The organism is Microbulbifer variabilis, assembly GCF_056232115.1.
On the sequence record NZ_CP174325.1, the window covers coordinates 3,104,698 to 3,121,010 of the forward strand.

General features: G+C 46.5%; 20 protein-coding genes. 14 read left to right on the plus strand and 6 right to left on the minus strand.

What is annotated here, in order from left to right; translation table 11 throughout:
• The first annotated feature begins 83 nt into the window (after nt 1-83).
• The 5 genes from ACJJI7_RS13755 to ACJJI7_RS13775 all read left to right on the plus strand — a co-directional run bounded on the left by ACJJI7_RS13755 (nt 84) and on the right by ACJJI7_RS13775 (nt 3,730).
• On the plus strand, nt 84-1,337 hold the full coding sequence (locus ACJJI7_RS13755) for an RHS repeat-associated core domain-containing protein (RefSeq protein WP_444901924.1): 1,254 nt from the start codon (nt 84-86) through the stop codon (nt 1,335-1,337).
• A 5-nt stretch (nt 1,338-1,342) separates the two neighbouring features.
• The gene (locus ACJJI7_RS13760; RefSeq protein WP_020414678.1) at nt 1,343-1,861 is read left to right on the plus strand and encodes a hypothetical protein; all 519 of its coding nucleotides are present in this window, start codon (nt 1,343-1,345) and stop codon (nt 1,859-1,861) included.
• Between the two features lie 81 nt (nt 1,862-1,942).
• On the plus strand, nt 1,943-2,350 hold the full coding sequence (locus ACJJI7_RS13765) for a T6SS effector amidase Tae4 family protein (protein ID WP_425411210.1): 408 nt from the start codon (nt 1,943-1,945) through the stop codon (nt 2,348-2,350).
• Between the two features lie 41 nt (nt 2,351-2,391).
• Complete coding sequence (locus ACJJI7_RS13770) at nt 2,392-3,039, plus strand: hypothetical protein (protein WP_444901923.1); 648 nt, start codon at nt 2,392-2,394, stop codon at nt 3,037-3,039.
• A gap of 10 nt (nt 3,040-3,049) precedes the next feature.
• The gene (locus tag ACJJI7_RS13775; RefSeq protein ID WP_444901922.1) at nt 3,050-3,730 is read left to right on the plus strand and encodes a hypothetical protein; all 681 of its coding nucleotides are present in this window, start codon (nt 3,050-3,052) and stop codon (nt 3,728-3,730) included.
• Nucleotides 3,731-3,795: 65 nt separating this feature from the next.
• Here ACJJI7_RS13775 and ACJJI7_RS13780 read toward each other — a convergent pair whose 3' ends face one another.
• Complete coding sequence (locus ACJJI7_RS13780) at nt 3,796-3,918, minus strand: SymE family type I addiction module toxin (RefSeq protein ID WP_353375032.1); 123 nt, start codon at nt 3,916-3,918, stop codon at nt 3,796-3,798.
• Between the two features lie 41 nt (nt 3,919-3,959).
• On the opposite strand from ACJJI7_RS13780, the gene ACJJI7_RS13785 reads away from it, so the two are divergent.
• Nucleotides 3,960-4,271, plus strand: a complete 312-nt coding sequence (locus ACJJI7_RS13785) for a hypothetical protein (RefSeq protein WP_444901920.1) — start codon at nt 3,960-3,962, stop codon at nt 4,269-4,271.
• Nucleotides 4,272-4,327: 56 nt separating this feature from the next.
• Here ACJJI7_RS13785 and ACJJI7_RS13790 read toward each other — a convergent pair whose 3' ends face one another.
• Together ACJJI7_RS13790 and ACJJI7_RS13795 are read right to left on the minus strand one after the other, a co-directional pair.
• Nucleotides 4,328-4,615: a helix-turn-helix domain-containing protein gene (locus tag ACJJI7_RS13790; RefSeq protein ID WP_475717076.1), complete on the minus strand. Its 288-nt coding sequence runs from the start codon at nt 4,613-4,615 to the stop codon at nt 4,328-4,330.
• Between the two features lie 72 nt (nt 4,616-4,687).
• The gene (locus ACJJI7_RS13795) at nt 4,688-5,692 is read right to left on the minus strand and encodes a tRNA dihydrouridine synthase (RefSeq protein WP_444901919.1); all 1,005 of its coding nucleotides are present in this window, start codon (nt 5,690-5,692) and stop codon (nt 4,688-4,690) included.
• A 481-nt stretch (nt 5,693-6,173) separates the two neighbouring features.
• Here ACJJI7_RS13795 and ACJJI7_RS13800 point away from each other — a divergent pair, with 481 nt between their 5' ends.
• The 4 genes from ACJJI7_RS13800 (at nt 6,174) to ACJJI7_RS13815 (ending at nt 10,369) form a co-directional block, all read left to right on the plus strand.
• A complete protein-coding gene (locus tag ACJJI7_RS13800; protein ID WP_020414687.1) occupies nt 6,174-6,407 on the plus strand; it encodes an OadG family protein in 234 nt (77 codons plus the stop codon).
• Nucleotides 6,408-6,463: 56 nt separating this feature from the next.
• A complete protein-coding gene (gene oadA, locus ACJJI7_RS13805; protein ID WP_020414688.1) occupies nt 6,464-8,254 on the plus strand; it encodes a sodium-extruding oxaloacetate decarboxylase subunit alpha in 1,791 nt (596 codons plus the stop codon).
• A gap of 16 nt (nt 8,255-8,270) precedes the next feature.
• A complete protein-coding gene (locus tag ACJJI7_RS13810) occupies nt 8,271-9,587 on the plus strand; it encodes a sodium ion-translocating decarboxylase subunit beta (RefSeq protein WP_353375035.1) in 1,317 nt (438 codons plus the stop codon).
• Between the two features lie 320 nt (nt 9,588-9,907).
• Nucleotides 9,908-10,369: a hypothetical protein gene (locus ACJJI7_RS13815; RefSeq protein WP_020414690.1), complete on the plus strand. Its 462-nt coding sequence runs from the start codon at nt 9,908-9,910 to the stop codon at nt 10,367-10,369.
• 163 nt (nt 10,370-10,532) lie between these two features.
• On the opposite strand, the gene ACJJI7_RS13820 is transcribed toward ACJJI7_RS13815, so the two are convergent.
• Together ACJJI7_RS13820 and ACJJI7_RS13825 are read right to left on the minus strand one after the other, a co-directional pair.
• Entirely contained in the window at nt 10,533-11,165 is a 633-nt protein-coding gene (locus tag ACJJI7_RS13820; protein ID WP_444901918.1) for a type 1 glutamine amidotransferase, read from the minus strand.
• Between the two features lies 1 nt (nt 11,166).
• Nucleotides 11,167-11,820, minus strand: coding sequence for a hypothetical protein (locus ACJJI7_RS13825; RefSeq protein ID WP_444901917.1), 654 nt, complete (start codon nt 11,818-11,820; stop codon nt 11,167-11,169).
• A 97-nt stretch (nt 11,821-11,917) separates the two neighbouring features.
• Here ACJJI7_RS13825 and ACJJI7_RS13830 point away from each other — a divergent pair, with 97 nt between their 5' ends.
• Complete coding sequence (locus tag ACJJI7_RS13830) at nt 11,918-12,799, plus strand: LysR family transcriptional regulator (RefSeq protein WP_282951132.1); 882 nt, start codon at nt 11,918-11,920, stop codon at nt 12,797-12,799.
• Nucleotides 12,800-12,890: 91 nt separating this feature from the next.
• Here the strand turns inward: ACJJI7_RS13830 and ACJJI7_RS13835 are convergent, their stop codons facing one another.
• Nucleotides 12,891-13,508: a hypothetical protein gene (locus tag ACJJI7_RS13835; protein WP_444901916.1), complete on the minus strand. Its 618-nt coding sequence runs from the start codon at nt 13,506-13,508 to the stop codon at nt 12,891-12,893.
• A gap of 236 nt (nt 13,509-13,744) precedes the next feature.
• Between ACJJI7_RS13835 and djlA the strand changes: the two genes are divergently transcribed.
• The 3 genes from djlA (at nt 13,745) to ACJJI7_RS13850 (ending at nt 16,224) form a co-directional block, all read left to right on the plus strand.
• Nucleotides 13,745-14,527, plus strand: a complete 783-nt coding sequence (gene djlA / locus ACJJI7_RS13840) for a co-chaperone DjlA (protein ID WP_282951130.1) — start codon at nt 13,745-13,747, stop codon at nt 14,525-14,527.
• Nucleotides 14,528-14,611: 84 nt separating this feature from the next.
• Complete coding sequence (locus tag ACJJI7_RS13845) at nt 14,612-14,926, plus strand: BolA family protein (protein ID WP_444901915.1); 315 nt, start codon at nt 14,612-14,614, stop codon at nt 14,924-14,926.
• Nucleotides 14,927-15,381: 455 nt separating this feature from the next.
• Nucleotides 15,382-16,224, plus strand: coding sequence for an OmpW/AlkL family protein (locus ACJJI7_RS13850; protein WP_444901914.1), 843 nt, complete (start codon nt 15,382-15,384; stop codon nt 16,222-16,224).
• Nucleotides 16,225-16,313 lie beyond the last annotated feature (89 nt).

Below are 16,313 nucleotides of genomic sequence, written 5' to 3' on the forward strand. Positions count from 1 at the left end.
GACTTGGGCTTTCTTCAAATCGTAATCTTACTGAACCGAATAAAAGCCCCGGCAGAATAACCTGCCGGGGCTTTTATTCGGGTATGCGTCCAGCGCCGAGCCTCATACTTCACAATCATGCTTTCCAGCAGTTCGCGGATAATCAACTGTTCCTCGTCCGCTTTGTCTCCGCAGATCCGCTGATCGATGGGGTGACTTCGGTCCAGGGCTACAACCGCTATGCCTATGTGCACAACAACCCGCTGACTTATACGGATCCTTCGGGGTATAGTTCTTGGAATAAGTACCGGGACTCGGTGGTGAAGCCGGTGGTCGCCGTGGCCATTGTCATTTGGACCGGGGGACAGTCTCTAGTGGCCCTGCAAGGTACAAATTATGCAGCGGCGGTGGGCTGGGCCGCTGCCGGCGGCGCCGCGGCGGGAGCGGTGCAAAGCGGTACGGTGAAGGGAGCCTTTTTTGGTGCCTTCAGTGCTGTGGCATTTATGGGCATTGGCAATGCCTTTCAGGGGGCGACATGGGCAACGAAAGGGGTTGTCGAAAAAGGGGTAATGGGCACTGGTCTGAATAGCTATGGCTATGCAGCGAAAGTCTTTGCTCACTCGGTTACCGGTGGTTTACTGTCTGCGGCTCAGGGAGGGAAGTTTAAACACGGCTTTGCCGCAGCGGGTGTGACCCAGGCCTTTGCAGGAGGTATAGATTCAATAGATGCTGGCAATGTTGGCTTTAGTGCGGCGAGGGTCGTTGCAGCGGCGCTTGTGGGCGGCACAGCCTCGGTGGTCTCTGGAGGCAAATTTGCCAATGGGGCGATAACCGCGGCGTTTTCCAGGGCTTTTAATGAAGAGAATCATCCTACTGCAGAAAAGAAAATAAGCAAGCGCAACCTTTCTGCTGGAGAACGAGAAGTTGCTATTCGTGTACATCCAGACTTATTGGAATCTGAGTTAGACAGCATAACTATAGATTTTAGCTTGGATATGGAATGCGGGGGAAACAGTGGGAAGGGGTGTGGAGGGTTTACTCCCTACAGACAAATTAACTTACCTAAATCATTGGCTCACTGTGCAGACCTAACCGTATGTGATGGTGGAGCCTATATTGACCTATTTAACCATGAACTCACACACGCATGGACAAATATAAACTCGCGCAACTTTTTAGGTTTGTCAGGATCAATAAGGGGTTTTATTAGCAATGGCGCAGCGGCGAAGCCTGTTGGTGGGTATTTACCTTATAAAGATTACTTGAATACACCGGCACCCGTAGGGCTAAATTCAGAGCAAATGGCTGACTGGTTTATGTGGTTTGACAAAGATCGTCGCCAAGCTTGGGGGAATTAACAATTATGGAACGAAAAATGTTTAATAAAAACGCTCTACATGGTTTTGTGTGTGCTTTAATCCTGTTCGCATCGGCAACTACGAGCTGTGCATTTGAAGTGAAAAATGCGTGCGAAAATATAGCTCTATTTAATGAGGCAGATAGCGAATCCCCTGTACTTATACAAGTAAGAAGTCAACGCATTGAAAAATATGTTAAGACGATACATGGTGCAAGACCACCTGTTGATAACCAAGTTTTCTTTGTTAGTGTTTCTTACCCTGAAAGTTACATGAATCAAACATTTGAAGATGTACGGGATACATGGCTTATGCCAAACTATGGAAAATCTGAAGCAGGCTCAGATTGTGAAAATGTGCAGGGGGAGTCAGAAAAAATAGTATGTGGTTATGCTTTAAGTAATGAAGTAAGTGTAGGTGTTGCTTTTAAAAATTTAGGTAAAATAAAACAGCTCTCAAAATACGAAGAGAAAACACTTGCCCTCGCAAAAGAAATTAGGGAAAACGCTTTATGCAAGCAGTAATGCTCTGTTGCACAAAAGAGACCGTATTCAGAGGATTTTTGGAACGAGTATCTGAATTATTCTGATTATGACACGGCAGAGGTGTGGGACACCGTCGGCGGTAGTTTAGGTGATGGATATGGACCACATTCCAATTCTTGTGCGACAAGAGTTAGTCATGGCATTAACCATAGTGGAACTACTATTCCGCGTGGTGCTCCTGGAGCAAATCTAAATTTCGGAGGCGACAATAATGGCCTTCGGTATATATTGTCAGCACGACAATTAGAGGTTTACTTGGGTGATGCTTGGGGCGCAGCAGACTACACGAATATTACTCACGATCAGTTTAGTGCTTTAAGTAGTTCGTTATCTGCTGGTCAGGTAGCAGTAGTTGTATCGCAGGATCATGCAACAGTTATCAGGTCTGGGTATAGTGGTGACAACTACTCTATTCTAGGTGTGGGCGGATCAGCTTGGATTTTACCTACAAGATCTGCTAGCAATTGATATTTGACGGGTCGAAATAATATGAAAATTTTTATAAAAAAATGTGTTTTTCCATAGTATTTCTTTTATGGGGATGCGAAGCATTTTCTGAGTCACCTGTTCAGGTAAAAGAATCGGGTGATTATTATTTCACTCTAAATGTTCAACTTGAAAATGGCACATCTATAAACAATGTTATTTTCAAGCGGGAAAAAGTTAATAATCGTTGGTTGCTTCAAGTTAGGAGTGATTATCAGTTGTCGATTGAGGGAAGAAAGAGCCTTCGTATGACCGAGTACGAAGAGCTTCTGCGCCTTTTGTTTGAGTTTATTGAAACGCAGTCCTTGGGTAATTCAGTTGATCGTATTCAGTTAGATCTTGGGTTGGTAGAAGATACTCAGGCTCAGCTTGGCGACTCACTGAGGTCGTTAGTTACCACTAAAAAGGGAGTGGTTACTCATAAGGATAAAGAAGTATTTAAGGTGGTTTTGAATAATCTTGTCGGTTCAGAACAGGTTAGCAATACTTGCAAGCTGGTTACTAACTATAAGATGAGGTGTGATGAGTCGGTAGTTATAGGCATGAACCCAATTGCTTTTAAATCAGAATATATAGGTAAGCCGTGGAGCGTGCTGGGTAGCCAAGAAGGGCTTGGGCTTAGTGATGGTTTATGGTTTGCTATTCGGTTGAAACCGTTGGACAAGGAGTAGTTGGTTTTAATTGGGACGGGCACTCGTTGATGGCACTAGGGAAAATGGTTGGCTGGGTACGATGGTGTGTCGGGCGCATGCTGTTGCACAAAAAGATGAACAAAAAGATCGGTTTATCTTTGATGAGGAAGATTCTAAGGAAATTATTGAGTTTTTCTTCAAAAGTAAAACAGAAGGAATTGATCATTTAGGTCCTAAAGGACGAGTGCTGGCGGCTGACATGTACCAAGATGCTTGGGATATAAATTTTGATATATTGGGCGTTAAGGATGCAATGGGTAATCCACTATCAAAGGCTCCATTGGATAGAACAGCGAAAAGTACTTTCTCATTTAGTGAGACTGTATTCCGGATTAAACTAGCTATAAATCCTGCATCTTCACCTACCCTATGTGGTGGGATACTAACTATGCGTAACGCTTATTTATTACTGGTGGTAGTGCTTTTTGTGGGATGTTCGTATTTTGTTTCTTGGGATGATAAAAGCAAAGTACTTATCGGAGAGCCGATCACATTGTACAGTGATTTAAATGGTCCACCCGACGAGATAAAAACATTATCAGATGGCCAAAAAGAATATAAATACCACCTTAAAAAATTAGACCCTTCCTGTATTCATTACTGGACAGTGAATCAGGAGGGGATTATTACAGGCTACCGTTATACGGGCTATTGTCGGCCAGTTGGTTAAAGGGGGCGTAACGAATAAAATTTAATTGAAAGTCCCAGCAGTATAATCTCCCGGGGCTTTGTTTTTTATTCGGCGGTTAATACCAATTTGCCATCATTCACTTCAATTTTGATCGGTGTGTCGATGTTAAATCCGGCCTTAGCTAGCCATTTACCTTTAAGTTGAATCCAAGGCACAGGCGGCGTCACTTAGTAACTGATTTAATTAAATAGTTTGCGAAGGGGGATAAATGCTGATGACGATAGCTACATTATGTTTAATTGGATTTATTGGATTGGTATTTACAACTGCATTTGGGCTATTTGAAAGTCGTAAAGTATCTAAATTAATTTTAGAATCAAAAGATTTTGGTGTGGACTTCAGTAGTGAAATTAATAAATCATTTGTATTTTTTAAATGGCTTGTTAGCTCTGATTTAGAATCAATTGAAAGTCATTCTACTAGGAAAAGGGTTGCCAGGTTAAAAAAATTGCTTTGGGCTCAGTGCCTAATTTTTATATCAGTTGTTTTATGTCAAATCATCCTAATTTCAAATAAATAGCCTGTTTCTGGATGTCCACTAAAAGCCCCGCTGGTGACCCCAGCGGGGTTTTTTGTTTAACCGACTTGCCGCTTGGCATCCCAACGCCGGGATTGATACTTAATAATCATCCCGTCCAGCAACTCCTTGACGATCTCTTTCTCTTCCGTTGGCAGTTGGCTGATAGCTTCAAATTGCAGACTTAGCTGCTCATCCAGTCCGCGCTCGTCTTCTTCGAATACCTGTGAGTCAATGGTGATACTCATGGCGACAGCAATCTTTTTTAACGCCTCCAGGGAAGGCTGTGTTGCCCCGGCTTCATAGCGCCGAAGCCGATTGACATGAACCCCGGTGGCGTCGGCCATCTGTTGCTGGGTCAGCTCGCGCTCACCACGCAGGGTAAAGTCTCTGTATCGCTTGGCGGACGATAGCTTTACTCAAGCAGCCTCAAACTTCTCTTGCTCACCACGGCGCTCTTGAAAAAATAGATTCTCGATCGCTTCCGCTTCTCGCAAGCGCTTAATTTTGTCAAAAAATAATTGAGCTTCAGGAAAGGCGAGTTTGAGATATGCCAGCCACTGCTTGATTCGGTTTCCCAGGTATTTAGCCGGATAAACTTCCCTGGTTGTTTGGTAGTATCCCCAGAGCAGTTCCAATACTTGCTGCCAGGCCATAGGGATATAGTTCTCCCCCGAACAATAGGCTTTAATTTGTAAGCCGAGGTCCGGCCTGGCCAAAAGGCTACGCCCAAACATAAATGCGCTACAGCCTGTTACCTCACGGCACCGCTGAAACTCCTTGAGAGTCCAAATATCGCCATTGGCGATAACGGGTATTTCCAGCTGTTGGCGAATCTCCCCGATATATTCCCAATAAGCGGGTGGCTTGTAACCGTCTACCTTTGAGCGCGCGTGTACTGCCAGTTCATTGGCGCCTCCCGCGGCTGCCGCCATAGCGTTATCCATGTAAGAGGATCTGTCATTAAAACCCAGGCGGATTTTAGCGGTCACCGGGATGCTTTCCGGGATGGCTCGGCGCACAGTGCCAACAATCGCTTCCACGCGATGGGGGCTTTGCAATAAGCAGGCACCGCCATCACTGTTATTGACGGACTTTGCCGGGCAGCCAAAGTTCAGGTCGATAGCTTTTGCCCCAACAGAGACGGCCTTTATGGCATTGGTGGCCATAGCTTCTGGGTTTCCGCCCAACAGTTGCAGGCGCACCGGGGTGCCGGTGGTTGTTTCGGCATCTTGCAGCAGTTCGGGGCAGAGTCTTGTAAATACACGGCGGGGCAACCGGGTGTTCGTCACTCTCACAAACTCTGTGACACAGACATCGACGCCTCCGACAGTTGAGAGCAGTTCGCGCACATGGTGGTCGATAACTCCCTCCATAGGAGCCTGGTAAATCTTTGGCTGCTGGGAATCTGTCTTGTCGGTCATAAAGCTGAAAATGGAGAAATAAAGGCTAAAAGTTGGCGCATATTCTATCAGCTAGTTGGTTAGGTTTTGTAAAAACACTCATTCATACGTAGTTTTATTTAGGAGGATCAGCCTCTATGCGAAGGGGGCGTGCACTAAAATTGAGCATGTTGAACAGTGCGTCACAGTTGCCTCTGAAACCATTAAGTGTTTGATTTTAAAAGCAACTTGTATTGATAATAGATAATTGTTCAAGCTTCCATGCTGCTGAATGGGGCTCAGATAGTAGATAGTTTTGTAAATTGTGCCCAGGGAAGTTTTGGGATGGTTGTATTTGCAAGTCTCGGGAATTAGATTGCGGGACGGATAGGCACATGCGATAGAGGGTTTGAAAAGACTCCTGCAAGGGCGAGGCTGACCTCAAGCTGGCGCAAAAATTATAGGGGCAGGCACGAGTGGGGATGGTTTTGATCGCGCCTGAAAACTTAGGGGGAATAAGATAGTGCAAGATTTACTTTTTCAACAGGGACTGGATATTACGCTGTTCGGGATGGGGATTGTTTTTACTTTCCTGTTATTGCTGGTGATTGGTACCAGTATTATGTCCCGAGTTATCACACGTTATTTTCCCGAGGCCGAGCCGGCCGTATCTTCAACAAACTCCCCATCAGGCGATAACGCGCGTCTGCATGCTGTTATCAAAGCGGCAATCGAACAACATAGAAAAAAACGCTAGCCGTATTAATTCGCATCTGAACAACATTTAATCATTTCTGCCGAGAGAGATAACCCATGACTGAGGTTAAAAAGCCATTGGGGATTACCGATGTAGTCCTGCGCGACGCCCACCAGTCACTGTTCGCAACACGTCTGCGACTGGACGATATGCTGCCCATCGCGGAAAAACTGGATAAAGTAGGATTCTGGTCACTGGAATCCTGGGGTGGTGCCACTTTTGATTCCTGTATTCGCTATCTCGGCGAAGATCCTTGGGAGCGTATTCGTGAGCTGAAAAAAGCTATGCCCAATACGCCCCAGCAAATGTTATTCCGCGGCCAGAATATTCTTGGTTACCGTCATTATGCGGATGACGTGGTGGAAAAATTTGTTGAGCGCGCTGCTGAAAATGGTGTGGACGTGTTTCGCGTGTTCGATGCCATGAATGATATGCGTAACCTGAAAACTGCGCTGGCCGCAGTTAAGAAGCAGGATAAGCACGCTCAAGGCACTATCTCTTACACAGTGAGCCCAGTGCATACCATGGATCTATGGGTAGACTTGGGTCGTCAAATTGAGGATATGGGCGCGGACTCCATTGCAATTAAGGATATGGCGGGCCTCTTGCGTCCATATGAAGGTTATGAGCTGGTGACTCGCTTGAAGGCGGCAGTGGATATTCCTATCCATATGCAGTGCCACGCAACGACAGGCCTCTCTACCGCGACAGCTCTTAAGTGTATCGAGGCCGGAATCGACAATGTCGATACGGCTATCAGCTCAATGTCTATGACCTATGGTCACAGCCCTACTGAAGCCTTGGTAGCTATTTTGGAGGGCACTGAGCGCGATACCGGGCTGAATATCAACCTGCTGGAAGAGATTGCGGCTTATTTCCGCGAGGTGCGCAAGAAGTACGTGAAATTTGAGGGGTCTCTGAAAGGCGTGGACTCCCGTATCCTGGTGGCCCAGGTTCCGGGCGGTATGCTGACCAATATGGAGAACCAATTGCGTGAGCAGGGCGCGGGGGACCGCCTCGATGAAGTTCTCGAAGAAATTCCCCGAGTGCGTCAGGATTTGGGGTATATCCCACTGGTAACTCCCACCTCGCAGATTGTCGGCACCCAGGCGGTGCTGAATGTGCTGACCGGCGAGCGTTATCAATCTATCTCAAAAGAAACGGCTGCTGTTCTAAAAGGTGAGTACGGCTCAACTCCTGCCGAGGTCAATAAAGAGCTGCAAACCCGTGTGCTCGACGGAGCAGCTCCAGTCACTTGCCGACCGGCCGACCTGATCACCCCTGAATTGGATAAGCTCACTTTAGAACTGCAGGAGAAGGCCGGCGAGCAGGATATTGCACTCACCAATGGGGAGAGTGAAATCGACGATGTACTCACCTATGCACTCTTCCCGCAGATTGGTTTGAAGTTCCTGAAAAACCGCAATAACCCCGATGCTTTTGAGCCGGTTCCAACCGGAAAGGAGAATAGTGCGGTCAAGAATGATAAAGGTGAGGAGGTCTATACAGTTACTGTAGAAGGGCAGAGTTACACCGTTACAGTTGCGGATGGTGGTGACCTGACTGGTGTTGCTCCGGTAAATGGTATTGCCCCTGTTCCTGCTGCTAATACCAGCCCAATATCTGCAACTGGCGGAGAGCCAGTAAATGCGCCGCTCGCAGGTAATATCTTCAAGGTAATGGTGAAACCAGGTGATCAGGTCAATGAGGGGCAGGCCATCCTGGTTCTGGAAGCTATGAAGATGGAAACTGTGGTGAGTGCTCCCCGAAGCGGTAATGTTGCCAATGTGGCAGTCAAAGAGGGCGATTCCGTGGCGGTGGGTGATGCCCTGCTGTCTATCGCATAGCAGGTAGGAGTCGCAAGTGGATAATTTAATCAGTCTTTGGCAATCGTCCGGCGTTTCTCAAATGGCGCCTGGCCAGTTTGTCATGATTATTGTGGGGCTGGGATTGCTATTCCTTGCCGTTCGCAAAAAATTTGAGCCGCTGCTGCTGGTTCCTATCGGCTTTGGTGGAATCCTGGCAAATATTCCTGGGGCCGATCTGGCACTTTCTGCTGCAGAAACAGCACTGACTCAGGGAGATGCCAGTGTGCTGGCTCAGATGGGGCAGATTCTCGGCTTGGAGAGCGGGGCGAGCTTGGGGGCATTGAAGGAGGCCTTAGGTAGTGCGCCAGCTGCAGTGCAGGTTCAGGCTGCAGAGTTTGCAAGGGATGCCGGTTTCAATAATGGAATGTTGTACAACTTTTATTCGGTAGCTATTGCTTCCGGTGTGGCACCCCTGGTGATCTTTATGGGGGTTGGTGCCATGACGGATTTTGGCCCGCTACTTGCCAACCCTCGCACCTTGTTCCTGGGGGCAGCCGCTCAGTTTGGTATTTTTGCCACGGTGCTTGGGGCGGTAGGTCTTTCTGTGGCTGGGATTATGGATTTCTCAATTGCTGATGCAGCGGCTATCGGGATTATCGGCGGCGCGGACGGTCCTACAGCCATCTATGTCTCGAGCCTGCTAGCTCCAGATCTCCTTGGTGCAATTGCCGTGGCAGCCTATTCCTATATGGCATTGGTCCCTATGATCCAGCCGCCGATTATGCGTGCCCTGACTACAGAGCAGGAGCGTCGCATTGAGATGGTACAGTTGAGGCATGTGAGCAAGAGAGAGAAGATTACTTTCCCGCTGTTATTGTTGATCCTGGTTGCCCTGTTCCTGCCGGCGGCAGCTCCACTGTTAGGTATGTTCTGTTTTGGCAACCTGATGAGAGAGTGTGGTGTAGTGGCTCGCTTATCCGACACTGCCCAGAATGCCCTGATCAACATCACTACAATTTTCCTCGGTCTGTCTGTCGGCTCCAAGCTTGCCGCCGATAAATTCCTGGATCCAAAAACCCTCGGTATTCTCGCCTTGGGTATTGTGGCATTTGCTATTGGTACTGCTGCGGGCGTATTGATGGCCAAGTTGCTCAATGTGTTTAGTAAGCACAAAGTGAACCCTTTAATTGGCTCTGCTGGAGTATCTGCTGTACCAATGGCCGCGCGGGTATCAAATAAAGTTGGGCTTGAGTCCAACCCCCATAACTTCCTGTTGATGCATGCAATGGGGCCGAATGTGGCAGGTGTCATTGGCTCTGCGGTTGCAGCCGGAGTGATGATCAGTATGGTGCGTAGCCTTGCGGGTGGTTGATTTATCTGATTAGTAACTTCAAAAAAGGGGCGAGCTTCGGTTTGCCCCTTTTTCGTTGTCCTGCAGTAAGAGACTCGTAACCTAGTCAGAAATTGCAGCCATTTTGGCTGTTGATTTTGTTTACTTTTCGTGGCTTTTTGATAATCGAAGAATAACGAGTCCTCAAAGTACAAATTAGATTTGTGTCAATTTTAATGATGCTTTTTCGCAAGCTTTAGAGGTTCTCTCCCAGAACAAAATTCATTTTGAGTTAAGGTTAATTACGTTATATTTATTCCAGTTAATCTCGTGCTATAAGAAACTGTATTGGAAGTACAAGTATGCGTAGTTTGCCTCTCCTTATTTCCCTGGCCTTATTCTCTGCTCCAGTCATGGCTCATGACAATCATGTAACCTCACAAGACCTTAGAGAGATTAAGAGGGAGGTTGTAAAGCTTCGCAATGAGGTTCATTCCCTTAGGGGTGAAGATCAGAGTTCAAGTGAAGTTCGCAAGTTGAAGAAAGAGGTTGTGAGGCTTCGTAAGGACATTCGTTCTATGCAAGATATGATTTTGCAGTTACAAACGATGGTTGAGGAACAATCGAATGGAGCGCAAACAGGGGTGGTGCTCCAACCCGTAGAGGAGCGTCCTAAGTGGGCATGCTATATGAAGGATATGCGAGCGGGAGGTATGCATTCTAAAGGGTTCACTCGTGTAGAGGCGAAAGGGAAGTTGCTTGAGACCTGCTCTCAACGCGGCGGAGTCTGTTTCGAAAATAAAATTACCTGTTCTAACGAATAAGTTTTTGGGTGATAGGGCCTGCTATCCTGATGATGCTTACAATAAGCGTTTGTAGGCCCTCGTCCGATTTTCCCCCTCGGGTTTCCATTGCTAGTCATTTAACTGCTAGAACGCCGCTTTGGCTTACTCCCTTTTTTTACTGAAAACCAAGTTATGGCTTAATCTAGAGTGCGAAGTGGGTATTAAGTAGTCTAAATAGTGCTTTTTTACTTGCTGTGTGGTTGCTTTGAGGGGAACCGTAGGATTTATAAAATCTCGGGAATAGTGCGGCAATAACTTTTTGTGACCACTCTAGGTGAAATTGTATACCCAGTACTTTTTCCTTGAATAAAAATGCCTGGTTTGGACATTGCTCAGATTCGGCTAGGCGCTCGGCTCCAATCGGGATATCAAAATAATAGCTATGGGCTTGAAATACTTTTTCGATATTCAGGTTTAGTTTGTGGGAGCCTTTTATTGGTAGCCAGCCCATCTCTTCCTGATCTAATGGTCGGATGTTTGCCCCCAATATATAGGCAAGAATCTGTGCGCCCAGGCAAATGCCTAATATCGGCACAGCTTGCTCAATATAACCTTTCAACCATTCAATCTCATCGGCAAGCCATGGCAATTTATGGCGATCATCAACGTTCATCATCCCACCCAAGAGAATGATGCCATCAAACTGGCCTTTTGGCAGATGAGAATTTTGTGGGTTTACCGTGGTAAGTAAAACATGATGATCTCGGGCCCAGTCTGAAATATATCCTGGCCCTTCGGTTTCCTCATGTTGGATAATTAAAATATGGTTACCCATTTTATTGAAAGTCCTGGCTTTCAAAATACAGTTGCTTCTTTAAGTCAATGCCTGCCTTTGTCAACTTTTCAGGCCAGCTCTTGCTCGTTAGTGGTTTTTCACTATCAATACTAATTTCTATCGGGGAATTTGGAGTGACGTTGACTAGCAGAATTTGGTCGAAACTAGGGTTGGAAGCTATTTCATGGATCAGTAGTGCAAAATTATTATGTTGTACTAGTTGATAGGAACCATTTCCCCCTTGTCTTAAGGGTTGATCTAGTAATTTTCCTGTTACTTCAAAACGAACAGGATCCTGGTCAGCTTTACCCCCCCTCTCAAAGTGTCCTTTAAATACTCTGGCGGAAAAGGACTTTAACTCTCCACTGCGTAGTTTGTTTAATGAGAATTGTTCGGGCTCAAGCGTGATAAGTTCAGAGCCCTGAACTAAATCGTTCACTTTGACGTGGTCATTGGTTTTAAGTGTAAGAATAATCTGGTGACTGTGGCGCCCGCCATGAAGAGGCATATGAGAAGCTATCAACTGGCCATCTATAGAAAACAGTGCCATTCCATGAACGCCGATTGAGTGGTCATTATGGGAGGGAGCTGATGCTAGTGCCGGGGATAAGCTTGATTGAATGAAAATCATCCAGGCCAGAACAAATTTCTTCATCGGTTACTACTGTGCTTTTCTACGTTTTTGAGACTTAGGGATTCTAGATGTACATTAGTGATGAATCGATTCATTTTACTCAATATTTGATTCCAAAATGGAAATAGAAGCATTAGAGAAATTTCTCGATATTGCCGTTACTGAGAACCTGCAACGTTCTGCTGACCGACTGGACATGACGCCTGGGGGGCTGAGTAAAATTTTGCGCCGTCTTGAGGGGGAGCTGGGTGTACGCCTCTTTGAGCGTGTGGGAAAGCAACTCAAGATCAATGATGAGGGTCGCAGACTACAAAGTCGTGCTAGTGAGATTGTTACTCTTGCCAGGAAAGCCCGGGTAGAAGTTGGCGGTCTTGGTACTCACTTGGAATGCCGGATAGCTGCGCCTGCCATGTTGCAGTTAACTTGGGCTGCACACATCCAGAAGCAAGTAACGATATATCAGCCAAACATACGCCTGTCATTTATATCTGCTTTTGAGTCTTTGGCCCTTAAGATGCTGATTCGGGGTGAGGTGGATATGGCACTAATTTCGGGAGTGGTGCTAGGGCAGGTTCCTTCTTCTATGGAGGTCCACAGTATTGGCTCAACCCGCATGTGTATAGCGGCTGGCCCTGAGCATCCATTGGCCAGTGGTGGTCATTCCGAAGTGGTGGTGACGCTGGACAATATTTTGCAATACCCTTTTGCTGCTCCACGAATATCTCCTTTCTGTGGGGAGGAGCGGGGTATAGGCAGTGATGGGTGGCCAGAAGATCTCTTCTCAAGAAAAATACACGCGGTTGTTAATGATTATGGCGTGCTTTGCCGGCTTGTAATGCAGGCTGAATTACTTGCCTTCCTTCCAGAAGCGCTAGTGGATGAGATGGGGGGGGTAAAACTTAAGGTTGAAGGGGGGCGTGTTCAGTCCCAGGAGGATCTTTTCATTGTTTGGAGGGGTGGGGACGGTAGTTGGCTGGATAAATTGATTGGCTTTTTTTAGTTGACAGTAAAGTGTTTAGTTTTAGCTGCGGATAAGCAATAAAAGCGAGCTTAAATCATGGCTCGCTTTTATTGAATAAACCTTGATTGAGTTAGTTTGAGGTGCGTTCTGGGGGACAGGGCGTGCCTGCAGCAATCCATCCTTTCATAGCTTCAACCAGCTTTTCATGTGGAATGGTCACGGGTTGCCTTTTTCCCCCTGGGTTCCAGCCCCAGAGTGCCAGGGGGTTATCACTCATAAACTTCAGTAGGCTCTCGGGAGAGCGGCCGCCATTATCTTGTGGGGTTGTAAGGAGCTTGCAGATTTGAGCTGAAGACATATGTGACCAGTTAAGTTCGATTGGTGCCATGGCCCATCCTGGGGCACCTGGTGCTCCTGTCACAGGATTGTTTTGATTGGAGTGACAATTGCGGCACTGCATGGTCCCTGATCCCATATTATTTGGGCCTCGCTCTACACGAGGGATATGTGGGGAACCTTCGTTGATCAGGGGCATCTCTAGCTGATGGCAATTTAGGCACCGGGGGTGCAGGAGAACCTCTACGATAGTTTCCCAGTCCTGATGTCCGGTGTTGTCAGCTCTGGCATCCTGCGTTTCAGCAGTCTGGCTGTGCTTGCCCGCTCGGTTCTCGCAGGCCGTGAAAACCAGAAACAGTGATGCGCAAAAGGCCATGTGTGGTAATAAACGTACTGCTTGTCGCAGTTTCATTTAATCCGTCCTCAGTTCTGGGAAGAATACTCAACCTTAATTGTGGCAGATTGCCAGGGACAGCTAGCGGACTTGATAAGGATATCCGGCCTGCATTTTGTACATCTAAGCCAAGCGATTTTTGACCGATAAGTCATAAATGTATCTTGGCGCAAACTTCTGCGTGGTATTATGTGCGCTCTTTCAAGTAGAAATATCTGATATTGGAGTGCTGATTGGCACTCGGAGGAGAGAGTATGTCCTGGTTAGGGGCGGGAATCGGCGCCGGGTTTGGCTTTATGTTCGGAGGGCCCATTGGAGCAGCTTTGGGTGCTTGGGTAGGTAGCTCCTTCGGCTCAGGGCTGCGGCGCTTGGGTGGTGCCAAGGCTGTGCTTAATCGAGATGGAGCACAGACAATTTTTATCGTGACGCTGTTTTCCATGTTGGCGAAGATGGCCAAGGCCGATGGGCTTGTTTCCAAGGCGGAAGTGCAGCTAATTGAGGAGTTCATTCAAAATAATCTTCGCCTAGGAGGTGAAGAGCGCAAAGATGCGATTCGTATTTTTGAGAATGCAAAAACTGATAAGTACAGCATTTATGATTATGCCAAGCAGTACCGGATGCTGGTGCACGATCAAGCAATGCGTGAAATGGTTTATCGCCTTTTGTTTGCTGTTGCCTATGCGGACGGTGAATTACATGCTGCGGAAGAAGAAATTTTACGCCGAATCACTGCTGACCTGGGGCTGCATGAATCTCTTTTTACTGCCATGCAGAATGAATTTGGGCGACGGGGTGGAAACAGCGCATCCGATCTGAAACAGCACTATGCGGTACTTGGCTGCTCTCCGGAGACCAGTGATAAAGATCTGAAACTGGCTTATAGGCGCAAAGCTGCAGAGTATCACCCAGATAAAATAGCCGCCAAAGGCCTCCCTGAAGAGTTTATGCGCCATGCTGAAGATCAAATGAAAAGCATCACTGTCGCCTATGAAGCAGTTGTTGAGGAAAGAAAGCGTAAGGCAAAAGTTGTAAGTTGATTGTGGGGTGTTAATACCCCCATTCTTTTTATTCGTCAGAGCTAAACATGCATACTTCACCCTATTGAATTTTTGAGAGATCTTATGAGTCTTGCCCAAAAAATAGAAGAAAAATTAAGCGCCGTATTTAACCCGCAATATATTGATGTCCAGTGTGAAAGCCATATGCACAATGTGCCAGTGGGCTCAGAAATGCATTTCCGGGTGGTTTTGGTTAGCGATGTTTTTAGCTCCATTAGAAAAGTTCAGCGCCACCAAAAGGTATATGCTGCTCTTTCTGATGAAATGGCTGGCCCGATACATGCGCTTGCATTACATACTTATGCGCCAGATGAATGGCAAGGCGAGGCTCCGAGTAGCCCTGAATGCCAAGGCGGGAGTAAAAGCAACGGCAAATAAGTGCCTTAGTTATTATGAGAAATTAGGTTTCATCGTTATATAGATAACTCCTCCCCTAGGTTTGGCTACATAAAGCTCAAATGAAGAGCCTTATGTAGCTCTTATACTATCTGTCGAGTCTGTTCTTTTTTTGTCATTTTTTTCTTTTTCTATCTACCCGCCTAGTTCATCTTGTATTCATTATCCGCCCAATAGAGCTGGGTAGAGAGAGGCATCTTGGGAGGGGTATTGATAAGCAGGTAAAATAGATTAAGCCATAAAAACCGTAACTAACCACTATTCTGACTAATCAATAACGCGCCAAAAGATTTTATATCTGCCATAAAAATAAAAAACTAAGTTTAGGCGCCAACAATTGAGCGTTTTTTCTACACCCGTATTTTCGTGCGACTAGACTGACCATTGATTGGGCTGATTGCTGTTTGATCTGCTGAATTTCAATGGAGTTACCACAAATGAAGATGACGCGTATTCTGATACCCGTAATGACGCCCCTCGCCTTAGCAATCTCTAGTGTCGCTTCGGCAGGACCCGCTGGCTATGCCCCTCCGCCACCGCCTACACAGGAATTTAAGGTCCGTATTGGTGGTGCTTACATTTCTCCGAATTCGGATAATGTGACTTTTGCTGATAGTTTGCTTATCTGGCCGGATCCTATTAACCCTGATTTCAATCGTCAATGGGGCGCTTTTAGAACTAATATCGACCCAAGTGACGAATGGGGTTGGTTTATTAATGCGGAATGGAAGCCCTGGGATCACTGGAGTGTTTCTTTAAGCTATACCGATGGTGATCGCCATACCGGTGGACGTCGAGATGGCTGGCATAATCGCTTTGGTTTGCGTGAGTTCGGCCGTAGAGGTGATTTTGCCCGCTGGGAACCCCAGATGACGGCTGCATACCTGAACTGGTATCCTCTGCCTCCTAGCTGCCTGATACAGCCTTACATGGGTGTTGGTATTAACTATACCGACTTCAGCAGTGAGCGCCTAAGAGATTGGGGTTGGATCAACCCATTCACTGGAAGGAGTGAATTCTGGGGTGGTCGGCTAAACCTGGGGGATAATTGGGGTTATACCTGGCAAATTGGTGTTGACTTTACTTTTGGTCATGATAGTAGCTGGCTAATAAATATTGCTGGTATATATTATGATGTTGATACTGATATTGAAGTTGATACTTTCTTCACAGATGTACCAAGGCAGGTGAACTATCGTCATAGATTTGGCGGTGATTATCTGTTTGATCCCTGGGTTTTTAATATCGGTGTAGGTTATAAGTTTGACTTCCACTGGTAATTAATCTTACCTTGCAAGGGGTGCTGTGCACCCCTTTCATTTTTTTAAGATACTGTCTATCGTATCCTTTTTTAAGTCTAAAAATTTCT